Source organism: Cohnella suwonensis (assembly GCF_042655365.1).
Classification (GTDB): domain Bacteria; phylum Bacillota; class Bacilli; order Paenibacillales; family Paenibacillaceae; genus Cohnella; species Cohnella suwonensis.
In genome coordinates this window covers 191,087-210,657 of the sequence record NZ_JBHSMH010000005.1, presented here as the reverse complement: position 1 = coordinate 210,657, position 19,571 = coordinate 191,087, and the positions used below count along the sequence as shown (strand labels likewise).

The window sequence follows — 19,571 nt, the reverse complement described above, 5'->3', positions numbered from 1 at the left end:
CGTTCGTTCAGCCCGAGGCGGGCGGGGAAGCTTCCTCGCAGCCGTTGTTCGGGCTGAACCGGTATCCGAAGCCTCGGACCGTCTGCACCCATTGGGGATGCGCGGGATCCGCTTCCAGTTTCTTGCGCAGGTTGCTGATATGCACCATGAGAGTGCGGGTGTCTCCCATGCTTTCGGAATGCCAGACCCTGCGGTACAGTTCCTCCAGCGGAAACACGCGATAAGGCTGGCGCGCGAGCACGCTCAGCAGTTCGAACTCCTTCGCGGACAGCGGAACGACGCCACTGTCCAGCCTGACTTCGAGCCTTCGAAGATCGATCTCGAGCCCGGGAAATTGCAGAGAGCCCGCGGAATCTTCGGCCGAACGCTCGCGCGTTCTTCTTCTGCGCAGATGCGCTTGGATTCTTGCGACGAGCTGGCTCGGGCTGAAAGGCTTCGTTATGTAATCGTCGCCGCCTTCGGACAAGCCGCGGATAATGTCGCGGTCTTCCGATTTGCAACTAAGGAAGACGATCGGCACGTCGGCGCACGCGCCTTGCCTGAGCGTGCGGCAAAGCTCGATGCCGTCCATTTTGCCTATGGATACGTCGAGGACGATCAGATCGGGAATAAGCGTATCGGCGATCCGCAACGCCTCGGCGCCGTTGTCGGAAGTATAGACGGCGAATCCTTCCTTTTCTAAGTAAAGGGATATCAGCTCGGTAATCTCGCGTTCGTCGTCGACGACGAGAATGGAAGCTTCGGGACTTTTCATTTTAATCCTCCCACTCGGAAGTTGTCGATGCCTTATTATAACGAAAGCGTTGACGTGTAAGCAATGCGCCGTTACAATGACGTTCGAATACTATCGCCGGCGCAACGGATCGGCGATGGAACAGACGGACGGGGAGGGGCACCTGTGGGCCCTAGTGACGCGGCTTTCCGCGGGGGACGGAGCTTTCGCATGCGAATACGATCCTTGATGGGCGTGGCGGCATTCGCGATGCTGCTGATCGCCATTATAGGCGGCTGCGCGGTCGCGCCGGGACCGGACAAAGCCATTCCGGAGGCTTCGGCAGGCGTCATCGACTTGACGGATTGGTCGTGGGAGAAGGACGGAATCGTTCCATTGGACGGGGAATGGCGATTCGAGTGGCTGTCCGGGAAGGCGGATAAAGCCGGAACGAAGGCAGCGGCCGAGACGACGATCCATGTTCCCGGAACGTGGGGAGCGGCCGTTACGGGGAGCGGCGTTCGGCTCGACGACCAAGGACTCGGCACTTACCGGCTTACGATTAAGCATGCTCCCCAAGACGGACTGCTCGCGCTTCGCGTGCCTAACGTCTCGACCGCGTACGAGCTCAGGATCGACGGCAAAGTCGCCGCGACGCGGGGAGTGACGGGCGCGTCGAAGAAGATGAGCGTGCCGTACCAACAGCCCGCGACCGTCTTCTTCGACGCCGGAGGCGAGACGACGGAGCTGACGCTTAGCGTCGCCAATTACGACCACCGGCGCGGCGGCATCCGGACGGAGCTCGTTCTGGGCGACTACGCGCATATCGAGAAGCTGAGAACGGGGCAAACGGCCCAGGAACTGATCGTGCTCGGCTGCTTGCTCATGATCGGCTTTTACCATTTCGGCTTGTTCGTCATGCGGCGCAAGGAAATGGCGAATCTGATGTTCGCCCTGTTATGCTTGTTCGTCAGCGTGAGGATGGGCGTCATCGGGGAAGGGTATCTCGTTCAATGGATCGAACCGCTCGATTGGGCGGGCGCGATGCGGATCGAATACGTGTCGTTCGTCATGGCGGGTTGGTCGGGCTTCGGCTTCTTCCAGACCGTGTATCCGGACGAAATCAAGAGATATTGGCACAAGCTGTCGACGGGCCTCGCGTCCGCGCTCATTGCGCTTCTGTTCGTCGCCGAACCTTTGTCGTTCACTTCGTGGTTGATCGCTTATCAATTGTACATTCTGCTCTTCAGCAGCATCGTGCTGGTCGCACTCGTCTTCTCCGCGAAAAGGCGCAGGGAAGGAGCCTGGTTGACGCTGGTCGGCGTAGCGGGCCTCGTGCTGACGATCGTGAACGACATGCTGTTCTACAACGGTTGGTGGCGATCCGTCGATCTGCTGCCGTTCGGCTTGCTGTTCCTGATCATCCTGAATTCGTTCATCATTTCCAAAAGATCGTCTTCGACTTACGAACGGGCGGAACGAATGTCCGCGGAACTGAAGGAATGGAACAACTCGCTGGAGGAGAAAATCGAAGGGAGAACGGCGGAGCTTCAACGCTCCTACGTGACATTGGAGGAAGCGAAGAGAGAGCTGGAACGGATGGAGCAGTCCCGGACGCAGCTCGTCAGCAACATTTCCCACGATCTGCGCACGCCGATCACGTTGCTTCGAGGTTATCTCGAGGCGCTCAAGGACAACGTCATTTCCGATCCGGTGAAGAGGGACCATACGATCCGTTCGATGCTCGCGAAGGTGGAAGGGCTGAATGCGCTCATCCAGGACTTGTTCGACTTGTCGGTGCTCGAAGCCCGCAAGGTGGAGCTGACTCTCGAGCATATTCCGTTGTCCGGATGGATACAACGATTAACGGAGCAGTACGGATTGGAGATGCAGGAAAAAGGAATCGGCCTCGCGAGCTCTCTCGACGAGGAAGGCAGGCCGGGCGCGAAAGTGCTCGTGGATATTCGCCGAATGGACCGCGTTTTCGCGAACATTTTGTACAACGCGATCCGCCATACGCCTCCGGGAGGGGAAATCCGAATCGCCATGCAGGCGTTCGCGGACCGTTCCGAGATGGAAGTGGCCGTATCCGACAACGGCGCCGGCATCGACCCCGAAGATCTGCCTTTCATCTTCGACCGATTCTACAAGAAAGACAAGTCGCGCCACTCTTCCTCCGGAGGAAGCGGACTCGGCTTGTCGATCGCGAAGGAAATCGTCGAGCTCCACGGCGGCAGCATTTCGGCATGCAACCTGCCGGCGGGCGGCAGCGAGTTCCGGATCGTCGTTCCGCTTTCCGCTTGATCGGCGGGCGACGAGGCTACGCTAACCGCCTGAATCGGCACGATGCTGTTCCTGGCGTATGAGGTCGTTAATGAGGTGCAACGATTTCTTCCTTTGATCTTGGCTCATGTGCTGAATGAGAGAAAGGATTTCCCGCGACTCCGCGGATACGCCGCTCTCCGGCTTCGGCTTCGAATTGGCGCCGCCGATAATGTAGTCGAGCGACACGTCGAAAAACGCGGCGAGCTTGATCAGCGTCTCATATACGGGTTGTCGGTTGTTGATTTCATAATGGCTATAAGCCGAGCGCGTAATACCGATATGCTTGGCGACTTCTTCCTGCGAGATTTTTCGCCGAAGGCGAAGTTCGCGCAACCGTTCACCCATGCTCATAGTGAATAACTCCTTGACACTAGTTAGAATATTTATATTAAATTTATGATACATAATGTATCGTGTCAAGTGGTTAAGGAAGCGTTTTAGCGCAAAAGAAGGCAATGATAAACAAAATGTTGCAAATAGTAGTTACATAATGTATCTTTTTCTGAGGAGGTGATCGAATGAAAGTCAATATTACTCGCGCGAATATGACCCATGACGAAGAGTCGGGCTACGTCGGCATCGTCCTGTTCGAGGTAGAGGGGCATAAACAGCCGTACGAGGTCACGATCCAAAGCAATAACGGTAGAAACAATTGGAGCTACGCGATCAATTTCGGAGCCCAATCCGGAAGCGAGGAAGAGATCCAAACGGTAGACGAACGCCTGGAAGAGGACGACGCGTTTTTCGAGCAATTCGTCATCGCCGCGAAAGCGGGAATGGCCTAACAGAAATGGTTTCCCGATAAGCCATACATAAGCAAAGGCCGCGCAGGCAGATCGAATCGGATCTGCATGCACGGCCTTTCTGCGTGATAGGAGGTTCGCTGACGGCTTACGGACGGCGGACGAACCGGAACGAACCGAGCCGGACGTCGCCGCGGAGGACGAGCGTCACGTCGCGGTCGGCATCGCCGATCGTCAAGTTGCCGGAACGGGAGCTCCAAGTTCCGGATTCGCCGTTCAAGCTAAGGCTAGCCGCAAGGCGGCCGTTCTGCCCGCCGAAGCGGATGTCGACGGCGCCTTCTTCATTGCCGGAGACGATCAATTCGACGGCGTATTCGCCGCTCTCGAAAGCGAAGTCCCCGTAACGGAGCCAAGCGACGGGGGAGACCGGCTGCGCGCAGCCTCCGCCTTCGGCGTAATCGCCGATGACGATGCCGTCGTAGTCGTCGAAGTTCACAGCCCGCGTGAGCGCGCTAGGATCCCGTGGCGGTACCGTTTCTCCAGCTACCGCGAGCGAGCCCGTCAAGCGGATGTCGGAGGAGGAAGAGCCGACGAGTATCGAGCATTCGCCGTTCTCGAGGCAGAAGCGCTCGCGCGTGACGTCCCAGAACCGAAGATCGGAGGCGTGCAGTTCGAAGACGACTTCTGCCGATTGGCCGGGCTCCAACCGGAGACGCCGGAACGCCTGCAATTGGCGCAGCGGTCTCTTGACGCGGGAGCGTTCGACGCGCGTATACAGTTGCGCCACTTCCTCGCCCGCGACGTCGCTCGTATTCCGGACGCGGAAGCTTACGCGAACGGTATCACCGTCCGAGATCCGATGCGCGTCGACCTTCAGATCGCCGTAAGCGAACGAGGAATAGGACAGGCCATGGCCGAACGGATACAGCGGCTCGCCGGAGAAATACTGGTACGTGCGCCCGCTCTTGATAATGTCGTAATCCATGAACGCGCCGAGTTGGTCGACGGACTTGTACCAAGTCATGTTGACGCGGCCGGCGGGATTATACCGGCCGAACAGGACGTCCGCCAGCGCCGAACCGAGCTCGTGGCCGGCATGGGAGCTGTACAGAATGGCCGGAACGTTCTCGTTCGCCCAATTGACCGCGAACGGATAACTGCCGACGATGACGGCGATCGTGTTCGGATTCGCCTCCCGTACCGCGCGAAGCAGACGCTCCTGCGAAGCGGCGAGCGTCAGGTCGGGACGGTCGATCGTTTCCTTGCCGTTAATGAGCGGGTGATTGCCCACGAAGACGATGGCGACTTCGGAATTCCGCGCCGCTTCGACCGCTTCCGCGAGACCGTCGACGACTTTCTCAACGTCGAACGCGTCCGCGTCGGCGGCAGAGCCATCCATCGCGCGCCATTCGCCGGACGCCGAATCGACGGTTACCGGGCGGTCGTTCCAGGTCGACAAGCGGGCGGAGCGTCCGTCCGCGCCGTAGCGGACATGGAATACTTCTTTCGTGAACCATTCCCAGATGTGCTCGGAAGAAGCGGTCACGCGCTCGTCGTCGGTCGTCAAATAAAGCCTATTCGTTGCGGACACGAAGGTATGGCTGTCCCATCCCCAATCCGAAGCGACGAACGTCTCCGCTTGGGAAGCGTCGGTTCGGTCGGCGAAGAGGGGGGAGCGTTCCGCCGAGGACAAGCCAACGTATCGGCCGGTACTCGCCTGCTTGAATTTCACGTGGTCGTTGCCGCTGGCGAATCGTACCACTGCGCCATGCTTCGCCAGCAATTTCGAGATGCCTTCGAGGGGCGTGACGGCGTACGGCAACGTTCCGCTATACCAATCCCGGTACACTTTACCGCCGAGAGGCCCGATGACCGCGACGCTCTTCAGCTTATCCGCGCGAAGCGGCAGCGCTCCGTCGTTCTTGAGCAGGACGACGCTTTTGCGGGCGGCCTCGCCAGCAAGCTTGATATGTTCGGGCTTAAGGATTGCCGATTCGTCGATCGACGAGTACGGATTAAGCGAATCCGGATCGAACTCGCCGAGACGGAACCGGACGCGGAACGCGTTCGTCAGCGCGACGTCGAGATCGGTTTCGCCGAGCAAACCTTCGGCGAGGGCGTCGCGAATCGCTTGCTTGGACACGTCGTGATCGTCGGTAATGCTGTCGATGCCCGCTTTAATCGTTCCGGCGACCGCTTCCTTGTACGTATCGACGTACTTGTGGTCGTTAACGGTTCCGAGCACGTCGCCCGCGTCGCTGACGACGAAGCCGTCCATGCCCCATTCCTTCTTCACGATGTCGTTTACGTCGGTGTTGAGATTGGCGGGAACGCCGTTGACGGAATTGTAGGCCGTCATCATCGACTGGGCTTTGCCTTCCTTGAACGGAATCTCGAACGCCTTCAAGTAATATTCCCGCATGTTGCGCGGATCGATGCTGACGGAGCATTCGCCGCGATCGATTTCATTGTTGTTTCCAATGAAGTGTTTCAAGGAGGCGACGGCCTTCAAGTAGAACGGGTGATCTCCTTGCAAGCCGCGAACGAGAGCGGCGGCGAGCTTGCCCGCCAAATGCGGATCTTCGCCGTAAGCTTCCTCGGTCCTTCCCCAACGCGGATCGCGCTCCATGTCGACGGTCGGCGCCCATAGCGTCAAGCCGTTGATCGCGGGATTGCGCTTATAGAAGGCCCTGGCTTCTTCGCCGATGGCGTCGCCGATTCTTTCGAGCAACCCGGCGTCCCACGTGCAGGCGAGGCCGATCGGCTGCGGGTAAGCGGTCGCCTCGCCGAGCCAGGCGACGCCGTGCGCCGCCTCGGTACCGTGCTTGTACGCTTTAATGCCCAGTCGGGGCACTTCGTCCTGGTATTGGCACATCAAGTTGATTTTCTCGTCCAGCGTTAACCTGGAAACCAGATCGCCGACGCGTTCCGCGAGGGGCAGAGCCGGATTCTGGAATAGGAATTCGTATGTCATGGTCTGAGGATCATCTCCCGGTGTTGGATTCGGCGGCCGAACGTCAAGCCGACCCGTAGATTAATCGATTTTATCACGGTGCCGCGGCGAGAAATACCCGGCTTATTGAAGTGAAAATACGTTCACAATTAGATGTGGCGGCATCGGAAGGGGCATTTACAAGGGCGCCCGTAAGGATTAATGTTAGGGATGGATCGACGGCCCGTCCCGATGGCCGGTTATGAAGGAGGAAGCTTCGTGCTATTTCGAGCGTTGAACAACCTAAAGCTGAGGACGAAGCTGTTCCTGTCGTTCATCGCCGTCGTCTTCGTTCCCGTCCTGATCGTCGGCGTCTTGCTGACAAACGAGCTGCGCAACATGGCGCTCGGCAACGCGATGGACCAGACATCGACGAACGTCCAGCGCGTCAAGGCGCGGACCGCGGAGCTGATGAACGTCGCTTACGACAGCTCCTATCGGCTCGCGAACGACGAAAGGCTGGAGACGGTCACGAACAGACGATACGAGACGACGTACGACGTCGTCCAAGCTTACCGAGAATACAACGATTTCAAAGAAAACCGCCGGTTATACAATGAAATCTCGAACATCCGGTTCTATATGGACAACCCGACGCTGCTGAATAACTGGGAATTCATTCAGCCTTCTCCCGACGACGAGGCTTCATTATGGTTTCAACGCGCGCTCGGTAGCGCCAACGGCATGACGGCGTGGTATTACTTGCAGGACGAGCGGGACAACCGCAAATATTTAAGTCTTGTCCGCAAGGTCAGTTTCTTGGAACAGGCGACGAACGGCGTTCTCGTCATTAACGTGAACATGGATATGCTCGACAGCATTTTGAGCCAGGAGACGTTCGAGACGATGATCGTAGACGACTCCAACACGATACTGGCGGCCAACCGTCCGGGACGACTCGGCAAGACGCTAGCCGACGTCGATTTCCAGCGCAACGTCATCAAGGAGCGGGACGGCTCCTTCGAAGCGAAGATCGACGGGAAAGATTCGCGAGTGCTCATCGAATCGATCGTTCCGCAGGAAAGCATGAACAGCCTTCGCATTATTTCGGTATTTTCCATCGAAACGATCGTGAAGGACGCGAACCGCGTCAACGTGCTAGCGTTCGTCATCATTTCGGCGAGCTTGCTCATCGCGACGTTGCTCATCTTCGGCGTATCGACGATACTGTCGAAGCGGATGCTGCGGCTCAGCAAACATATCTCCAAAGTCGCGACGGGCAATCTGGACATCTCGCTAAAGATCGACGGCAAAGACGAAATCGGGCAACTGTCGAGACAGTTCAACGCGATGGTGTCCAGCATTAACGGACTGATGGCTGAAGTTCAGGAATCGAACAAGCAGAAAAGCTTGCTGGAATCGAAACAGAACGAGATCAAGCTGAAAATGATGGCCAGCCAGATCAATCCCCACTTTTTGTTTAACGCGCTCGAATCGATTCGGATGAAGGCGCATCTGAAGGGGGAGAAGGAAATTTCCCAAGTCGTGCGTCTACTGGGCAAACTGATGCGGAGGAATCTCGAGGTCGGGACGGGAATGACGAAGCTCGCGAGCGAGATCGACATCGTTCGCTGTTACTTGGACATTCAGAAATTCCGCTACGAGGATCGGCTCAACTATTCGATACTGATCGACCCGCGCGCCGAGAATACCGACATTCCGCCGCTGATCATACAGCCGCTCGTCGAGAACGCCGTCATCCACGGACTCGAGAACAAGGCGGAGGGCGGCATCGTCTACGTGCAGGCGGAGCTGGAAGACGATCAGATCCGCGTCGACGTATTCGACAACGGCGAAGGCATGACGGCTGAAAAGATCGAGAAGCTCGTCTCTTCCCTGAACGAGACGGAAGACGACGAGAACAACCGGATCGGCTTGCGCAACGTACACCTTCGGCTTCGGCTCACTTACGGCGAGCGACACGGGCTCGAATTCAGAAGCGAGCCCGGCGCCGGCACGCACATAACGTTCACGATACCGCTAGGAGGGAAAACCCATGAACTATAATGTAATGCTCGTCGACGACGAACCGACGATCCGCGAAGGGCTTCGGACGCTTATTCCTTGGGAGGAGCTAGGCTTCCGGGTCGCCGATACGGCCGCGAACGGCCAGGAAGCGCTGCAGAAATGCAAAGCGAACGCCCCGGATCTGCTGATCGCGGACATCCGAATGCCGGGAATGACCGGCCTGGAACTGATCGGAGCGATACGCGAGCTAGAGACGGACATAAGAATTCTGATCCTGAGCGGTTACGCCGATTTCGAATACGCGAAGCAGGCGATCGCCCATCGCATCGACGGCTATTTGCTGAAGCCCGTCGACGAAGACGAGCTGATCGGCTACCTGGACAAGCTTCGGGCGGAGATGGACGCGGCCGCTTCGGCGAAAGCCGGACCCGCCGGCGGGCCGGACATCCGAATCGACGTGCTTATCCAATCGTATTTGTCCGGCGAGACGCTTCCTCCGGCTTCATTCGCGCAGTTGAATGAGCGGCTGGAATGGGAGTCCTACGAGATCGTGCTCGTGAAGCCCGCGACGAGCAACGAGATGGTGCCCGCCCTCATGACGCTGATCAAACATAAGCTCGTCGGCTTGTTCGACGCCCGCGGACGGGGCGTCACCTTCGGCATGGCGCCGTACGTCGGCATCGTATTGAAGGGAGCGCTCGGCGACGAGAAGCACCGCAGGAAAATGTACAAGGAAATTTGGGATAGCTGCTCCGAGCACGTCATCGATTTGTTCGCCGTGTCCGGCGGGGAAGCGAAGCGACTGGAAGAGCTCGGCACCTCGTACCGGAAGGCGCTCGACCGGATCAAGAACCGCTTTTTCCTCGAGAAAGGGACGATATCCCGGGCGGATCGGCCGGAAACGGAGCGCGGAGAAGCCGACAACGCGGAGCAGCTAGACGAGCTGTTCGCGAACGCGGTCGGTACGCTGTACTTGGCGCTAGAGGTCGGCAATACGGATACGGTGCGCCAGTATATCCAAGAACTGGCCGAGGAGACGGTCAGCTTCGGCTGCTCCGAGGAGGAAATCAAAACCCGGTTCGTCCAGCTGTTCTCCGCGGTTCAAGACAAGCTCACGCATAACCGCTCGGAGAAACATAGCCTGGAGCTGCGGGCGGGACTCGTCGACATCTACAAGGAAACCCGTTATCTCGGACTCATCGAACGGTTATCGGCGATCGCCGAAGGACTCGCGGGCAAGGCGGACGGCGGCGGAGCGGAGACGCTCGTCAAACGGATGATCGACCTCATCCACCGCAATTACGCCGAGAATCTGAAGCTCGAGAAGCTGGCTGAGCTGTTCAACTACAATAGCGCCTATATGGGCAAGCTATTCAAACAAATGACGGGAGAGCATTTCAACACGTACGTCGACAAAGTGCGTATCGACCAAGCGAAGCAACTGCTGGAGCAAGGGTTGAAGGTGTACCAGGTCGCCGAGAAGGTCGGCTACGCGAACGTCGATTACTTCCATATCAAGTTCCGCAAGTACGTCGGAACTTCTCCCAGCGGCTATAAGAAGCAGTAGTCGGAGGACTCGGAGACAAGCGCTCGTCCGCCCGTCGGCGGATGGCGCTTTTTTTGCGGATTTTTATATGATTTTGCGTGCAATCCTTCGGGTAGTCCGAGGCGACTCCCATCCGATATGATTGGATTACGAAGTAGGAGGGATTCCATGAAGGCGGTTACGGCTTCACCAGTCACCAAAGAGCGTTCGCGTGCGAACCGATTCTGGGCAACTTTCATCCGCAACAAATATTTGTACATGATGTCGCTCCCGTTCATCGCATGGGTATTCGTATTCAGCTATTACCCGTTATGGGGCTGGCTGATGGCTTTCCAGAAGTTCAAGCCGAACGGCACGCCGATACTGCAGCAGAAATGGGTCGGGCTCGAACAGTTCAGAACGATGTTCCATGACGATATGTTTTATCAGGCTTTGCGCAATACGCTGGCGATGAGCATCATGGGGCTCGTATCCGGATTTATCGTGGCGGTCGGTTTCGCCCTGTTGCTTAACGAATTGAAGAACATCGCGTTCAAACGCGTCGTGCAGACGATATCGTACTTGCCGCACTTCGTTTCCTGGACGGTAGCGACGAGCATCATTACGAGAATGCTGTCCAGCGACAACGGCGTCGTCAACGATATATTGCTAGGACTCGGCTTTATCCAGGAACCGATACAATTCATGGGCAAGGGACACTTGTTCTGGGGCATCGTCACGGTGTCCGACCTGTGGAAAGAAACGGGCTGGAGTGCGATCATCTACTTGGCGGCCATCTCCGGCATCGCGCCCGATCTGTACGAAGCGGCGAAGGTCGACGGAGCGGGTAGACTAAGACAAATGTGGCACGTGACGCTCCCGGGCATCCGTTCGACGATCGTCGTCCTGCTCGTGCTGTCCATCGGCCATCTGGTCAATAACGGCTTCGAGAAACAATTCCTGCTCGGCAACAACCTCGTGCTCGATTACTCGCAGGTGCTTGATTTGTACTCGCTCAAATACGGCCTTGAAATGAGCCGTTATTCGTTCGGAACCGCCGTAAACATGTTCAATTCCGTCGTCAGCCTCATTCTGCTGTTCGTCGCGAACGGACTGTCCAAGCGATTTACGAAAGAAAGCGTCATTTAAGGAGGAGCAACATGACTACGACAAGCTTGCGACGTAAAACTTCAATATCGGACAAGGCGTTCAATTCGTTTCTCGCGATCTTCATGACTCTCGTCGTCATCGCGACGTTGTATCCGTTCCTTAACGTGCTCGCCCTATCGTTCAACGATTCGACGGACAGCGTCAGGGGAGGCATCACGATATTCCCTAGGGAGTTTACGTTTAAGAACTACGAGATTATTTTCTCGTTCAGCGGGCTCGTTACGGGCTTCAAAATTTCGGTGCTGCGAACGATCGTCGGCACCTTGCTCGGACTCGTTAGCGCGTCGATGCTGGCGTTTACGCTGGCCCGGCCCGATTTCCAAGGTCGCAAGTTCGTGTCCTACACGCTCGCGATCACGATGTACGTATCGGCCGGCATTATACCGACTTACTTGCTCATCAAGGATCTCCATATGATGGGGACGTTCGCGGTGTACGTCTTGCCGGGGCTCGTCAGCGCCTTTAACGTGTTCGTCATCCGGTCGTTCATCGACGGCATTCCTTTCGCGCTTCAGGAATCGGCGAAGATAGACGGCGCGAACGACTTTACGATCTTCTGGCGCGTCATCCTGCCGATGACGACGCCGGCGCTTGCGACGATCGCGCTGTTCCTCGCCGTCGGGCAATGGAACGCCTGGTTCGACACGTACTTGTACAATTCGTCGAGCGATCATCTGACGACGCTGCAATTCGAGCTGATGAAAGTGCTCCAAAGCACGACGACGGGCAATAATGGAGACTATCGCAACACGAACATGACGCAAGTGATGGCGACTGTATCGCCAGAATCCGTCAAAATGGCGATTACGATCGTCGTTACCGTTCCGATTCTTCTTGTGTACCCGTTCCTACAGCGGTATTTCGTACAGGGCATGACTTTAGGCGCCGTGAAAGGGTAACTTTCCCTTTCTCGGTTAGCCGAATGACCATCGGTATTGCCGGGGAAACCCGTGATACGCATATAAGTTTCAATAAAAAATAGGAGGGTTACACAAATGGCAGCTCAGAAAAAATGGCCGGTCGTTCTGATGGCCTCGACGCTGTTCGCCGGTTTGCTGGCGGGTTGCGGCAACAACAACAATAACGCAAGCCCGTCCGCATCGGGCGCGGCTAGCACCCCAAGCAGCTCCGCAAGCGAAAGCGCAAGCCCGGAAGCGGTTAAACCGATTACGTTCTCCTACTACAGCGAAGACCCGAACCCGAACTGGGCGAATATGCAGGACGAGACGGGCAAAGTCATTACCGAGAAAACGGGCGTTACGCTCGACGCGGAATTCGCGGTAGGAGACCCGGGTCAGAAATCCGCTCTGATCGCAACCAGTGGCAAATACCCGGACTTGATCAGCGCGAAGAACAGCATCAGCAAATTCGTCGACGCGGGCGCCGTCATCGACTTGACCGACCTGATCGACCAATACGGCCCGAACATCAAAAAAGTATACGGCGACCAATTGAAGCGTCTGCGCTACAGCAACGAAGACCAAGCGATTTACGTACTGCCGTCTTATGCCGGCGTTAACCAAACCTATTTCGAGGCGGGCGGCGGCTTTAGCTTGCAGCACCGCGTCGTGAAAGAACTTGGCTATCCGAAGATGCGTACGGTCCAAGATTTTGAAAACGCTCTTAAACAATACCTGGCCAAGCATCCAACGGATGACAAAGGAAACAAAAACATCGGTATCTCCTTGAACGCCGACGACTGGCACATGTACATCTCCGTCACGAACCCTGCGTTTGCGACAACGGGCGGAGCGGACGATGGCGAATACAACATCGATGTAGACACGAACAAGGTCACTTACCACTTCCTCCGTCCCGCGGAGAAAGAATATTTCAGATGGCTCAACCACATGAACGCGGAAGGCTTGCTGGACAAAGAAAGCTTCGTTCAGAAGTACGACCAATACAAAGCGAAAGTCGCTTCCGGCCGCGTGCTCGGCTTGATCGACCAGCTATGGGATTACGCGGATGGCGAGAAAGCGCTGAAAGCGGAAGGCAAAATGGATTACGCTTACGGCCACTATCCGGTTACGCTTGACGAAACGTACAAAGACACGTCGTTCTGGCCGACGGGCTTCATGGCAGGTAACGGCCTCTCGATCTCCAAAACGAATCCGGATCCGGTCGCGGCGATTAAATTCCTCGATTACCTGGCGTCCGACGAAGGTCAAGTTCTTCTGAACTGGGGTATCGAAGGCAAGCACTATACGGTCGAGAACGGCAAACGCGTGATGATTCCCGAAGTGAACGATCGCCGCATCAACGACGCCACGAACTTTGCGAAAGAATCTGGCATCGGCTTCTATAATTTATTGAGCGCTCACTACGGCGACGGCGTGAAGGATCCGACGGACAACTACTACACGCTGAAGAATCCCGAGCAATTGACGACGGACTACAGCGACGTAGAGAAAGAAGTGCTGAAAGCTTACGGCGCGACGATCTGGAAAGACCTGTTCCCGAAAGAAGACGAGTTCAAAATCAAGCCGTGGGGCGCGGCATGGAACATTCCGGTTCCGACCGACAGCGAAGTCACGGTGCTCGACGAGAAGCTGAAGAACATTACGTGGAAAATGATTCCGAAGGCGATTCTCGCGAAGCCTGCCGAATTCGACGCGATCTGGGACGATTACGTCGCTCAGCTCGAAAAAGCGGGCGTGCATAAAGCCGAAGAGCTTCGCGGCGAACTCGTAGCCGAACGCGTTAAATTGTGGAACGAATAATCGCGATTGTGTTAATCTAAAGCAGGAACGACAGAGCCCGGGCGATCCGGGCTCTGTTTGCTATCACGGAGGGTCGACTATGGGAGAGCAATGGAAGCAATCGGGCTTAGAAAGCGGCAAGAAGGAATGGAAGCTCTCGTACGACAAGCCCGCGACGGTATGGGAAGAAGCTCTTCCGATCGGTAACGGACGGCTCGGGGGCATGGTCTTCGGCGGAGCGGACGCGGAACGCGTCGCCTTGAACGAGGATACGCTATGGGCCGGCATTCCGCGAGACACGCTCGATTACGACGCGAGGAGATATTTGGCGAAGTCGCGAGAGCTTCTGTTCAACGGAAAGAACGCGGAAGCGCAGCGGCTGATCGAAGAGCGGATGGTCGGGCAAGATTGCCAGCCGTACGTACCCGTCGGCGACTTGCTGCTGAAGCGGATCGAGGGCGGCTCGGTCGCGAAAGACGGCGTATCGGACTATCGCCGCGAGCTGACGCTGTCGGATGGCGTCGCAACCGCGAGTTACCGCGCGGATTCGGACGGAGCCCTCGTGAGAGGCGAGTATTTCGCGAGCGTGCCGGATCAAGTCATCGTTATCCGGTACGTCGCGGAAGAGGGGAAGCTGAACTTCGACGTTGGCTTTACATCGCCGATTCCATGCGAGACGGTCGCTTCGGACGGCGCCGTCCTTTCGATGACGGGACGCGCGCCTAGCCACGTGGCGGAAAATTACCGAGGCGACCATCCGGAGCCGGTGCTGTACGAGGAAGGCATCGGCATGCCGTTCGAGGCTCGCCTTCGCGCGACGACGGACGGTCGTCTGAGCCTGGGGGACGGCCGGCTCGAAATCCGGGATGCCCGCGAATTCACGATCTATTTGGCCATCGAGACCGGCTTCGTCGACTACCGGACGGTTCCCGAAGAGGAAGCTTTCTTGGAACGCTGCCGGAATCGGGTCGATCTTGCGTCGGAGCTGGGATACGAGGAACTGTTGCGTCGGCACGCCGAAGAGCATAGCGCTTTGTTCGGGCGAGTCGATCTAGTGCTCGAGGCGGGCGAAGAGTGCTCCGATCTGGAGGAGACGCCGACCGACGCGCGATTGGAAGCCTACAAGAACGGCGGAGCCGACTTGGGGCTGGAGGCTCTGTTCTTCCAGTATGGGCGCTATTTGCTCATGGCGAGCTCCCGACCGGGTACGCAACCGGCGAATCTGCAAGGCATCTGGAACCCGCACGTACAGCCGCCATGGTATAGCGATTATACGGTGAACATTAACACCGAGATGAATTATTGGCTCGCGGAAGTCGGCAACTTAAGCGAATGCCACGAGCCGTTGTTCGACCTGTTGGACGGTTTAAGCGATACCGGCGGCAGGGCGGCGCGCGTGCTGTACGGCTGCCGGGGCTGGACGACGCACCATAACGTCGACGTCTGGCGGATGGCGACGCCGACGGGGGGAAGCGCGATGTGGGCTTTCTGGCCGCTCGGCGGCGCTTGGTTGGCGCGGCATCTGTGGGACCGTTATTTGTTCGATCGGGACGAGCGATTCTTGAAGGAGCGGGCGTATCCGATCATGAAAGGGGCGGCTCTGTTCTGCCTCGATTGGCTCGTGGAAGGGCCGGACGGCTTGCTCGTCACGAATCCGTCCACGTCGCCGGAGAACGCGTTCCTCACGAAGGACGGCGAGACGTGCAGCGTGACGGTCGGATCTACGATGGATTTCGCCATCATCAAGGAATTGTTCGCAAGCGTCGCGGCGGCGTCCGGCAAGCTCGGCGTCGACGCAAGCTTCGCCGGCGAGCTGACGGCCGCGCTTGCGCGATTGCCGGACTATCGGATCGGCCGGCACGGAACGATTCAAGAATGGCTGGAAGACTATGAGGAGGCGGAACCGGGACACCGGCACATCTCGCACTTGTACGGCCTTCATCCCGGCGACCAGATTCACGAAGGAACGCCGGAGCTGTTCCGGGCAGCCTCGGCAACATTGGCCCGAAGGCTCGCGAACGGCGGCGGTCACACGGGATGGAGCTGCGCTTGGCTGATCAATCAATTCGCGAGGCTGAAGGACTCGAAACAAGCCTACGCCAACTTGCGGACGCTGCTATCCAAGTCGACTTACCCGAATTTGTTCGACGCGCATCCACCGTTCCAGATCGACGGCAATTTCGGCGGCGCGGCGGGCATGGCCGAGATGCTGCTTCAAAGCCACTTGGACGCCATCGAGCTGCTGCCCGCGTTGCCCGAAGCTTGGAAAGACGGCGCCGTTCGCGGGTTGAAAGCCCGGGGCGGTTATACCGTCGATATGCGATGGGAGAATGGCGCGCTCAAGGAAGCGACTTTAGCCGCTTCGCATGACGGAGCTTGCCGGATTCGCTACGGAGCGGGGGCGGTATTCGCCGTAACGGACTGCAACGGAACGGCCGTTGCTTGCGAAGGCGGCGAATTCCGGGCGAACGCCGGAGAAACGTATGTTTTGAATTTTTGAGTTGAGTCGGAAACATTTGACTCCCTCCGATCGTCTGAGAGTAAAAGACGAGAGAAATCGGGGGTTAGGCAGTGAAAAAAGCGAGAATCTTTGCCATTGTCGCTTTCGCGGGGCTTACGTTGACCGGATTGGCGGGATGCGGCCGGGGAGAGGAAGGAGCGATTTTGCCGGAGAAGGGCGTACGGCAGTATTCGGCAAGCCGGCTCGATCCGGCCGTTGTCGATGCGTCGAACAGGTTCGGCCTGTCGCTCTATGGTCGATTGACAGAGGCTAAGGAGTCGGATGGGAACGTCTTCATGTCCCCGCTGAGCGTATCCGCCGCGCTCGCGCTCGTCGCGCGCGGGGCCGCGGGCGAGACGGATGCCGGGATGAGTAAGGCGCTCGGGCTGGAAGGAATGACCAATGATCATATCGGAAGCGGTTATCGTGTCCTGCTAGACCTATTGCGTCACCCGAACGACGACGATGTCATCATGACGTTCGCGAGTTCGTTATGGATGGCCGGTCATAAGATGTTCAATCCCGGTTTCATCAGCGGAAGCGTGTCCGATTACGCCGCGGAGACTTTCGCATACGATGCGGAAGACGATTCCGCGGCGAAGAGGATGAACGATTGGGCGGCGAAGCGCACGGACGGCGCAATCAAGAAGGTGATCGACCGCATCGATCCGAATTCGGCGTTATACGTACTGAACGCGATAGACTTCGACGGCGCTTGGACGTCGCCGTTCAACGCGGCGGTTACGAACCGGGCGAGATTTCACCCGACCGGGTTTCCGTCGGAGGAAGATTTCTTCGTGCAGATGATGACGCAAGGCGGCCTATACGAATACGCGAAGCTAGATGGATACGAAACGATTCGCTTGCCGATCGGAAAGAAGGATAGCGCGTACTTGGCCGTCGTCTTGCCCGACAAAGCGGAAGATGCGCTCGCGAAGCTTCAGGCCAAGCTCGCGGCGGATCCTAAGATATTGACCGGCAAGCTCGAATCGCGACGCGGAACGATCGAACTGCCGAAGACGCAATTCGCTTACTCCGCGAACTTGAACGAAGAGCTGAAGGCGATGGGCATGGAGACGGCCTTCGATCCCTTAAATGCTAGCTTCCCGGGCATTAACGACGAACCGCAGACTTTGTTCATCAGTAACGTCGAGCATTTCTCCTCGTTCGAAATGAACGAAGACGGCGTTAGCGCGTCCGCGGCGACGATCGTCGAGGTGGAGGTGGGAGCCGCTTCCCCTCCGCCGGAAGAGCCGTTCCGCATGTCCGTCGACCGGCCGTTCGTCGTCGGCATCGTCGACAGGGAGACGGGCGTGATCCTGTTCGTCGGTACCGTATCGAATCCGAACGCCGAATAAATGATAGAAGCCCCGGACCGCGATTTGCGGCACGGGGCTTCTCTATTCATAAGGTGCTTCATGCGCGTGCGCGGCGAAGCATAGTTAGTCTTGTTCGCCCGCGAGATTGAATTGCCAGCCGATGCCGAATTTGTCCGTCACTTGGCCGTAGCATTTGCTCCAATCCGTTTCTTGCAGTTCCATGACGGTCGTGCCGCCTTCTTTCAGCTTATGGAAAGCCGACTTGAGCGCATCTTCGTCCTTGGTGACATAGGAGAGAGTGAAGTTGTTGCCCGGGTTGTAAGGCATGCCCGGGAATACGTCGGAAAACATCAGGGCGCTGCCGTCGATCATCAGGCGCGCATGCATGACCCAATCTTCTGTACCCGGAGGGAGAGGGTAATCCGGATGGGCCGGCATTGAACCGAAAGTGATCAGCTGGGGTTCCCCGAGGCCGAATACTTCAGCGTAGAACAGCACGACTTCCCGGGTGTTGCCTTCGAAGTTCAAATAGGCGTTAATCGGCATCTTATTCGCTCCTTGGATATGATTTACATTTCGAAAAGAGTGTACCATAACTAAAAAACGAAATCAAACATGTGTTCTTATTTCGAGCCGATTCATAACGCTTCGAAAACAGCCGATATATTAAGATGAAGTTAGCACAAAGTTAAGATAAAGTTAGGGGAAAGAGTTCATCCGGCGCGAAAGAACGCAATTGGCTCGATGGTTGTAAAGCGACCATATGATAGGAAAAGAGGCTATCCCGGGTCGAAAGCATTCGACGCTCGGGATAGCCTCTATGTCGTCACTTGGCGATGTCCGCCCACATTTCCTCTTCGACGTCGAGCGTGATCTGCGAAGGGAAGACGCGTTCTCCGAATTCGCTCAGCACGTATCGGGCGATCGCTTCCTTCAAGTTCGCTTCGACCAGGATACGGCTGCGGCCTTGCACCCACGTCTCCGCCCCGAAGCCTTGCTCCTCGTCGTAGAGGAGCTCGACCTCGACGGATTCGACCGGCACTTCGTACCTCTCGGCCAGATGCAGGCAGACGGCGTTAACGATGTGATCCATTCCGAGTCTCATCGTCCGTTACCAGCGGCGCGGGCCGTCATGCGTGCGCGGCGGCTGCTGGCGGCGGCGCTTGAACGCGTTGAACGCGGCGACCGCGACGGCGATCAGGACGGCTAGCGCGAGCGCGTTGATCAGGAAGCCCATCATGTTGCCGAAGAATCCGGTGCCGAACATGCCGCCGAACATCAGGCCGGCCAATCCCCCGATCATCATGCCCTTCATGAAGCTGCCTCCGGAGAAAAATCCTTTATTCGTCGTGCCGCCCGTAGACGAAGCGGAGGATGTATTGGTCGTGGAGCTTTTGCTCACGCTATCTTGCGATTGTGCCGGCGTTTTGCTGAACGATTTCTTGCCGGAGCTGAACGAACGGGGCTTCGCGTCGACGCTGTTCGCCGGAACGGTAACGACGACCGTAAAAGCGACGAGGCTCAGAACAAGAAATACTTTTTTCCACATGGTGCTTGACTCCTTCTGAAGTGAGGTTTTGTGTGTTGAATGATAGGTAATACGGGGTTCGGTTCG

General features: G+C 57.3%; 15 protein-coding genes. 9 read left to right on the top strand and 6 right to left on the bottom strand.

The genetic code is table 11. The annotated features are described in order from the left end of the window. Positions 1–7 precede the first annotated feature (7 nt). Positions 8–754 carry a response regulator transcription factor gene (locus tag ACFPPD_RS03085; protein ID WP_209743010.1) on the bottom strand — a complete coding sequence of 249 codons (747 nt, stop codon included), beginning with the start codon at positions 752–754 and terminating at the stop codon, positions 8–10. A gap of 189 nt (positions 755–943) precedes the next feature. On the opposite strand from ACFPPD_RS03085, the gene ACFPPD_RS03080 reads away from it, so the two are divergent. After that, entirely contained in the window at positions 944–3,016 is a 2,073-nt protein-coding gene (locus ACFPPD_RS03080; RefSeq protein WP_209743008.1) for a sensor histidine kinase, read from the top strand. A gap of 21 nt (positions 3,017–3,037) precedes the next feature. On the opposite strand, the gene ACFPPD_RS03075 is transcribed toward ACFPPD_RS03080, so the two are convergent. Then, a complete protein-coding gene (locus ACFPPD_RS03075) occupies positions 3,038–3,388 on the bottom strand; it encodes a helix-turn-helix domain-containing protein (RefSeq protein WP_209743006.1) in 351 nt (116 codons plus the stop codon). A gap of 167 nt (positions 3,389–3,555) precedes the next feature. Here ACFPPD_RS03075 and ACFPPD_RS03070 point away from each other — a divergent pair, with 167 nt between their 5' ends. Then, entirely contained in the window at positions 3,556–3,822 is a 267-nt protein-coding gene (locus ACFPPD_RS03070) for a hypothetical protein (RefSeq protein WP_209743004.1), read from the top strand. A 106-nt stretch (positions 3,823–3,928) separates the two neighbouring features. On the opposite strand, the gene ACFPPD_RS03065 is transcribed toward ACFPPD_RS03070, so the two are convergent. After that, the gene (locus ACFPPD_RS03065; RefSeq protein ID WP_209743002.1) at positions 3,929–6,754 is read right to left on the bottom strand and encodes a glycoside hydrolase family 3 C-terminal domain-containing protein; all 2,826 of its coding nucleotides are present in this window, start codon (positions 6,752–6,754) and stop codon (positions 3,929–3,931) included. 237 nt (positions 6,755–6,991) lie between these two features. Here ACFPPD_RS03065 and ACFPPD_RS03060 point away from each other — a divergent pair, with 237 nt between their 5' ends. From ACFPPD_RS03060 to ACFPPD_RS03030, 7 genes are all read left to right on the top strand, one after another. Then, positions 6,992–8,779: a cache domain-containing sensor histidine kinase gene (locus ACFPPD_RS03060; protein ID WP_378081217.1), complete on the top strand. Its 1,788-nt coding sequence runs from the start codon at positions 6,992–6,994 to the stop codon at positions 8,777–8,779. Beyond that, positions 8,769–10,307: a response regulator transcription factor gene (locus ACFPPD_RS03055; RefSeq protein WP_209743000.1), complete on the top strand. Its 1,539-nt coding sequence runs from the start codon at positions 8,769–8,771 to the stop codon at positions 10,305–10,307. Before ACFPPD_RS03060 ends, ACFPPD_RS03055 begins: the two co-directional genes overlap by 11 nt. A gap of 147 nt (positions 10,308–10,454) precedes the next feature. Then, positions 10,455–11,414: an ABC transporter permease gene (locus tag ACFPPD_RS03050; RefSeq protein WP_209742998.1), complete on the top strand. Its 960-nt coding sequence runs from the start codon at positions 10,455–10,457 to the stop codon at positions 11,412–11,414. Positions 11,415–11,497: 83 nt separating this feature from the next. After that, the gene (locus ACFPPD_RS03045; RefSeq protein ID WP_378081358.1) at positions 11,498–12,334 is read left to right on the top strand and encodes a carbohydrate ABC transporter permease; all 837 of its coding nucleotides are present in this window, start codon (positions 11,498–11,500) and stop codon (positions 12,332–12,334) included. Between the two features lie 96 nt (positions 12,335–12,430). Next, on the top strand, positions 12,431–14,158 hold the full coding sequence (locus tag ACFPPD_RS03040; RefSeq protein ID WP_209742994.1) for an ABC transporter substrate-binding protein: 1,728 nt from the start codon (positions 12,431–12,433) through the stop codon (positions 14,156–14,158). A 79-nt stretch (positions 14,159–14,237) separates the two neighbouring features. Continuing rightward, entirely contained in the window at positions 14,238–16,637 is a 2,400-nt protein-coding gene (locus ACFPPD_RS03035) for a glycoside hydrolase family 95 protein (RefSeq protein WP_209742992.1), read from the top strand. Positions 16,638–16,708: 71 nt separating this feature from the next. Further along, complete coding sequence (locus ACFPPD_RS03030; protein WP_209742991.1) at positions 16,709–17,995, top strand: serpin family protein; 1,287 nt, start codon at positions 16,709–16,711, stop codon at positions 17,993–17,995. 84 nt (positions 17,996–18,079) lie between these two features. On the opposite strand, the gene ACFPPD_RS03025 is transcribed toward ACFPPD_RS03030, so the two are convergent. The 3 genes from ACFPPD_RS03025 to ACFPPD_RS03015 all read right to left on the bottom strand — a co-directional run bounded on the left by ACFPPD_RS03025 (position 18,080) and on the right by ACFPPD_RS03015 (position 19,505). Next, positions 18,080–18,502 (bottom strand): VOC family protein, encoded by a 423-nt coding sequence (locus ACFPPD_RS03025; RefSeq protein WP_209742989.1) that lies wholly within the window; start codon positions 18,500–18,502, stop codon positions 18,080–18,082. A gap of 280 nt (positions 18,503–18,782) precedes the next feature. Then, positions 18,783–19,061 carry a DUF2653 family protein gene (locus ACFPPD_RS03020; RefSeq protein WP_209742987.1) on the bottom strand — a complete coding sequence of 93 codons (279 nt, stop codon included), beginning with the start codon at positions 19,059–19,061 and terminating at the stop codon, positions 18,783–18,785. A 6-nt stretch (positions 19,062–19,067) separates the two neighbouring features. Then, complete coding sequence (locus ACFPPD_RS03015) at positions 19,068–19,505, bottom strand: hypothetical protein (protein ID WP_209742985.1); 438 nt, start codon at positions 19,503–19,505, stop codon at positions 19,068–19,070. Positions 19,506–19,571 lie beyond the last annotated feature (66 nt).